Genomic DNA, 6,000 nt, shown 5'->3' with positions numbered 1-6,000 from the left:
TTATACTGATGATCGATAAAAAAGTCATTCTGGGTTCACGAGTATTTATACTCATCGCAAAAGTGACACGCTCCCGTGCGATCGCCGATCGTCTGCTGGGGCGATCGCTATAAACGAATGGCTCAACTATTGTTTGACAAAAACCTCAGAGGTACTCTTCCCTCTGCGTCAATAACGCCTCTGCAGTTGATGATTTTCCATAACTATTTCCCATCCAATCTGGGGACTCCTTCCAAAAAACTACCGCTAAACATTAACTCAGTCATCCGGTCTAAATTGCCGCTGACTTTTAATTTTTTATCAGTTTGAAACCGCTCGATATCTGCTTTAAAATCGCCGCTATTATATCCTAATTTACTCAAATAATCAATAGCTTGTTTGTCACTTAACAAGATATCGGCAGAACGAAAAATAGGCACGTATTCCTCTCGCCAAATCTGAGCAAAAGTTGCCCTATCTAAATAGAAAATTCTGCCCCGCGCCGGATCTCCAATGGCAGCTACACTGTCATTCATTCCCAGCAAAGCCACCGCGTGCGGTAGCTTCCGAGGGCCGTCAAACAGCCAAACTGCTAGCACTCCGGGGCGATTAATTTGCTGAATTTGCTCCCAAGTTGGCGTTAGTTCGATCGCATTGACACCCAAAGCTCTTGCTGCCACAATTATCTGTGGCATCGAAGTTCCCAAGCGACTCGTGCCGGCCTCCCTAGCTACACTCGATTCCGTCGCATCCATTCCCCAACGCCTTAACACTGTTGCTAGCGCCGCCGGCGCGCAACTGCTGTTAGATGTTTGCCGAAATACACCGTTTGGCCGCAAATTATCTATTAAATCAGCGTAAATTGGCGCCATGAAATAGGATTCAGCGCTGGTAAATCCTCCCAATCCCAACAAGCAAATTAAAATTACTGCTATTACTTGCGATCGCGCCGTCTGCCAGCTTACAGTAAAGCCAATACCGCAGATTCCCATCAGCATCACTCGTAGCAAAGTCCAAGTAACTCGCATCCCGTGAAAGCGCCACTCGATCGGCAAAGCTGGCATTTGAGGGAGATTTAGAGCCAGTAGCAGCAAGGCAAAGTACAAACCTAAAAACAGCAGGGCGATCGAATTTCTGCCCTTAAACAAATCGTTAGCCGTCACTCCCGATCGAACTAACACCCGTCCGAACCGCATTCCCCAGACAAACAGCACCGAACCCAGCACCAGCGTCACAAATATTTCCATAAGTTCAGAATTCGATCGCTTAACTAGGTTGTAACATTTATGCGATCGACTTGCACCCCAATCAAGAGTGCGAGAGAGGAAAAGTGGGGCAGAGAATTTGACGGTGTTTGGGTTTCGTTCCTCAATTCCCCGCTACAATCGAATAAACAGGATTTATCCAAAATCGAAGCAGGCAAAACAACCCTCAATCCTAAAGACTTTGACCTGCATCGCTGGCTCAATATTAAGTTTGGTCAGATTTTTCTTGATGAGTCTGAGTCAATGGTTGAGAATCAGATCATTCAGCTACCTAACCCAAAAGGAGATAGTGCCATATTTGCCAACTTAAAGCTGAAAAACCGGATGTTACTCGGATATGCAGTTCCCATTGCTTTATTTGTAGGATTAGTAGCGCCAGTTTTCTCCAGCGCCAGCAAGGGAGGGGAGTCATATAGACAAACAAAAATCTCAATGACTACCCGAGAAGGAGTGGATCGTATGGCTTTTTATTTGGCTTAAATGGTGGGACATAGGAGAGGCTATATTTGGAACAGGGATGAATATTATTTAAAGGATGCTCGGGAAGACTTACTAAAATTTAATAAATTGGCATAATCTGTAGGCAAGACGATGGAACATACTAGAGAAAAGCTCCTAAACATATTAATTGACTTACAATAAGAATATGCTAAATATTCGGAGCCACTGATTGATTTAGTAAACCAAGGAAAGCAAAAAGAAGCGCTGGAAAAAATTTTCACAAAAAAAGGGGCATTAATTCTGAATGAGTATTACGAATTAAATAACTACTTTGGTGAAAAAGAGCAGGAAATTCTTGAGGCTGTAACTTCCAACGCAGAGGACAATATCCGCTTCTTAGTCTCTGTCGTTTTGGTTGGGGCACTCTTAGGCATCGCGATCGCCTTACTTGGTGCCTTTCTAATCTCTTCAGGTATTGCTAGAACAATTAGTGACACAGTTAATGCGATCGCCTGTTCTTCCAGACAAATTGCTGCCACAGTAAAACAGCAGGAACGCACAGCCACACAGCAATCTAGCTATGTCAATCAAACTACCATCACCATATCACCATGGATGACTTGGGCGCTGCTTCCCAACAATCAGCCCAGCAAGCCCAAGCTGGTGCTGAATCTGCACGGCAAGCTTTAAAGATCACTGCAAGGGGAACCCTAGCAGTGGAGCAAACCCTGGAATCGATGATAATATTAAAAGAAAATGTCGGGGCGATCGCCCAACAAATTATGCGCTTGAACCAACTAACTAATCAGATTGGCAATATCTTTAGTGCTGTGACAGATTTAGCCAATCAAACTAATATTTTAGCGCTAAATGCAGCAGTAGAATCGGTGCGGGCGGGCGAAAACGGCAAAGGTTTTAATGTCATACTCACAGAAATCCGCAAACTAGCAGATCAAAATAAGATATCTGCAGATAAGATTAACAACCTGGTCGCTGATATCAAGAATGCGATCAATTCCACGGTAACGGTGACAAAGAAAGGCGCTAAGATAGTAGAATAAGGAAACAAAATTAGTCAATTTACGGCAGTAGTATCAGGATTTTAGAAGTTAGATGGGCTTAATAAAAGAGGTACAACCAGTGTTCACTCGGTCGCTGCTATCACTAACCAAACTTGATATTTAACGGCGAAGGCGATTAATTTTGATTTATTTTATCATACAAGGAAAATTGTCCCATGATTAACTTCAAAGCAACCAAATTAAGAGAGCGTATTTTGTGGGGATATTCCATACCGATTTTGCTTTCAGTGGGAGCAGCTACGTTGGTTTTCTTTAATGCTCAAGAAGTAAGCGTAAAAGCAAAACTGCTAAATAATTCTAATGCTGTTGTTATAGATTTGAAAGATCTTGAACTGGGATTTGCAGGTATGCAGAAAGCTGCTCGTGGCTATTTTTTAGCCCAAAATAGTGGTTTCTTAACTGAATACTACGAAGCTGTAAAAAGCTTCGATCGATTCCATCAGGATTTACTCACGCGGGTTCAAAACCCGAAACAGCGCCAGCGGCTAGATGAAATGAATGTCTTACAAGATCAGATAGACCAAGGCTACAGACAAGCATTTTCTTTGGTCGATCGAGGTAAGCGAGACGAGGGAATTAACTTATGGAAGACACAAATTGTACCAAAGCTTCGTCAGGTTGATGCTATAGCTAAGGAGTTTCAAAGCACCGAGCAGGAAATTTTACTTAACAAAGAAAAAGAGCAAAACCAAGCTTTGCAGTTCCTGACTACAGTGGTGATTTTAAGCACTGCTTTAGCTGCACTTACGGCAATTGCGATCGCTCTGTGGATTGCTTCAGGCATTGCAGAGAAAATGAATCAGTCAGTCAATATGATTGTTAGTTCTTCCACAGAGATTGCGGCCACAGTTGAACAGCAGGAACGCACAGCCACACAGCAATCTAGCTCTGTAAATCAAACTACCATCACCATGGATGAGTTGGGCGCTGCTTCCCAACAATCAGCCCAGCAAGCCCAAGCTGGTGCTGAATCTGCACGGCAAGCTTTAAAGATCACTGAAAGGGGAGCACTAGCAGTGGAGCAAACCCTGGAATCGATGGCAATATTGAAAGAAAATGTCGGGGCGATCGCGGCACAAATTCTGCAATTGAGCGAACAAACCAATCAGATTGGCAATATCTCTAGTGCTGTCACAGATTTAGCCAATCAAACGAATATGCTGGCACTGAATGCCTCAGTAGAAGCGGTGCGGGCGGGCGAAAACGCCAAAGGTTTTACTGTCATAGCCACAGAAATCCGCAAACTAGCAGATCAAAGTAAGAAATCTGCCGAGAAGATTAACAACCTGGTCGCTGATATCAAGAATGCGATCAATTCCACGGTAACGGTGACAATGGAAGGAACTAAAACAGTAGAAGAAGGAACCAAAATTAGTCAAGAAACGGCAGCAGCTTTCTCGGAAGTGGCAAAGGCTGTTAACAATGTGGTATTGAACAATCAACAAATTTCTCTAACTGCCCAACAACAGGCAGTTGCCATTCAACAAGTAGTCGATGCTATGAACAGCCTCAATCTATCGGCAAAAGAAACCGCTAGTGGTATTACTCAAACCAAATTAGGCACTCAACAATTGAACGCTGCAGCCCAAAATCTAAATTCAATTGTCTAAATGGCGCTCAGTTTTTTGGGCTAGCAGACTAACAATTGATAGCATTGAGTCATGAATTGCGATCGCAGCCGTCCAAGCTTGTCAAACCTCCGGCATCAAAGTCAAAATGCTCGCAGGCTCATCGCTACAGCTTGGGCGATCGAATTGCCTGGTAACGCAGATCCGGAGGAAGAGCCTCCAATTTTCCTGCTAGAAGAGCGAGCTCGGACTCTGGACATCGGTGAGCGGGATCTTCCTGGGAACCAGTGAAAAACACTGTTCGATATACCGAGCGGAATTCGCCAACCATATCCGTATCCGGGCAATACCTATATACCCACTGGCAGGTGTGTTCACTCACCTTTATGACGAAATGTTAAAAATCTGTGCATAAATGCAGTAGGTGTGATTTAATTTAAATCGTTCAAAGTTACTAATTAATCTGCAATTAATATTTTTTAGCTATGTATTCATCTTCTATAGACTCTTACTACAGTAACCCTTTTCCCTTTCATCTTCGCATGATGGATTTAATATCACAACTCCAATTGCGAGGTGACGAAAAAATTCTAGACGTAGGATGTGGAGACGGGAGAATAACGGCAGAAATTTCCAAATTATTGCCCCAAAGTTATGTTATTGGTAGTGATATATTTCCGGAAGTTATAGAGTTTGCTAAAAATAAGTTCGCTCGCCAAAATCACCCGAATCTAGAATTTCAAGTAGGCGATGTGAGAAGCCTTGAATTTGAAAATTCATTTGACTTGATTGTTTCTTGTGGAGCTCTTCATTATATCCACAATCATATCCCCGTGCTGACAAGGTTTAAAGAAGCGCTCAAGCCTTCAGGGAAAATTTTACTATCGTTTTTAGGTGAAGGCTCTAACAAGTCTTTTCATTTTGTGTTGCAAGAATTACTCCTGGATAGTAAATGGAAAGAATTAAATAATCTTAGTTATCAGTTTTATTCGCCTGCCGAATATAGAGAAATGTTAAAAGCTGTGGGATTTACTACAAATAGCGTAGAAATTTTTTCCTATCCGTTAAAGGATAATAATAGCAAAAGAGAAATAAAGCAACGAGTTGAAAAAGATTGGTTTTCTTTGAGTACTAGAATACCTCCAGAAATTTACGATACTTTTCTTGAGGAGTTAGTAAGTATTTATATGGAACGCAATCCTCCCAACGAGAGCGGTTTAATTGAAAGTAAAGCAGAATGGTTAGAAATTCAAGCAACTGCAATACAGTAACAAAAAATTATTTCTGTATTGTAGACTACAATTAACCGCCACCTTAAAAAAGTAGACATATATTAACAAACTAAATGTACGGTGGCTCAGATGTTTTCCGCTTATTGACAATAGATTTGAAGGCCCCCCGATCGGCATTCGCTACAACCTGTACCCAGCAAGTCTTGGTTTGAACCAGTTTTGATAAACCAACCCGATCGCCCTTCACAACGGTTCCTTATCGATAGCCTCATCCTAAAAGATTTACTTATCATTCAAATTTAATAATTGTTTTATAATTTCCGGAAGAGTACGGTAGAGTTAATTATCAAGTCAAGGAAACGTGCGACTCGCAAAAAGTGAGTTCACACAACTCGGCAGATCGAAATATTGATATTAATCAAAAAAGTCAAAT

At 42.0% G+C, this 6,000-nt stretch carries 7 protein-coding genes; 6 read left to right on the top strand and 1 reads right to left on the bottom strand.

What is annotated here, in order from left to right:
* Positions 1-203 precede the first annotated feature (203 nt).
* Positions 204-1,226 carry a cysteine peptidase family C39 domain-containing protein gene (locus QUA78_RS26670; RefSeq protein ID WP_333303352.1) on the bottom strand — a complete coding sequence of 341 codons (1,023 nt, stop codon included), beginning with the start codon at positions 1,224-1,226 and terminating at the stop codon, positions 204-206.
* Positions 1,227-1,265: 39 nt separating this feature from the next.
* On the opposite strand from QUA78_RS26670, the gene QUA78_RS26665 reads away from it, so the two are divergent.
* From QUA78_RS26665 to QUA78_RS26640, 6 genes are all read left to right on the top strand, one after another.
* Positions 1,266-1,724, top strand: coding sequence for a hypothetical protein (locus tag QUA78_RS26665; protein WP_333303351.1), 459 nt, complete (start codon positions 1,266-1,268; stop codon positions 1,722-1,724).
* A 372-nt stretch (positions 1,725-2,096) separates the two neighbouring features.
* On the top strand, positions 2,097-2,375 hold the full coding sequence (locus QUA78_RS26660; protein ID WP_333303350.1) for a hypothetical protein: 279 nt from the start codon (positions 2,097-2,099) through the stop codon (positions 2,373-2,375).
* Positions 2,297-2,746 (top strand): methyl-accepting chemotaxis protein, encoded by a 450-nt coding sequence (locus tag QUA78_RS26655; RefSeq protein ID WP_333303349.1) that lies wholly within the window; start codon positions 2,297-2,299, stop codon positions 2,744-2,746. The genes QUA78_RS26660 and QUA78_RS26655 overlap by 79 nt, the downstream gene beginning before the upstream one ends.
* A gap of 176 nt (positions 2,747-2,922) precedes the next feature.
* A complete protein-coding gene (locus tag QUA78_RS26650) occupies positions 2,923-4,377 on the top strand; it encodes a methyl-accepting chemotaxis protein (RefSeq protein WP_333303348.1) in 1,455 nt (484 codons plus the stop codon).
* A gap of 51 nt (positions 4,378-4,428) precedes the next feature.
* Positions 4,429-4,626, top strand: a complete 198-nt coding sequence (locus tag QUA78_RS26645; protein ID WP_333303347.1) for a hypothetical protein — start codon at positions 4,429-4,431, stop codon at positions 4,624-4,626.
* Positions 4,627-4,820: 194 nt separating this feature from the next.
* Positions 4,821-5,606, top strand: a complete 786-nt coding sequence (locus QUA78_RS26640) for a class I SAM-dependent methyltransferase (RefSeq protein ID WP_333303346.1) — start codon at positions 4,821-4,823, stop codon at positions 5,604-5,606.
* The last annotated feature ends 394 nt before the right edge of the window (positions 5,607-6,000 follow it).

The sequence above is a fragment of the Microcoleus sp. K4-B3 genome (assembly GCF_036704615.1).
Classification (GTDB): Bacteria; Cyanobacteriota; Cyanobacteriia; order Cyanobacteriales; family Microcoleaceae; genus Microcoleus.
This window is presented reverse-complemented; position numbering and strand designations above follow the sequence as displayed.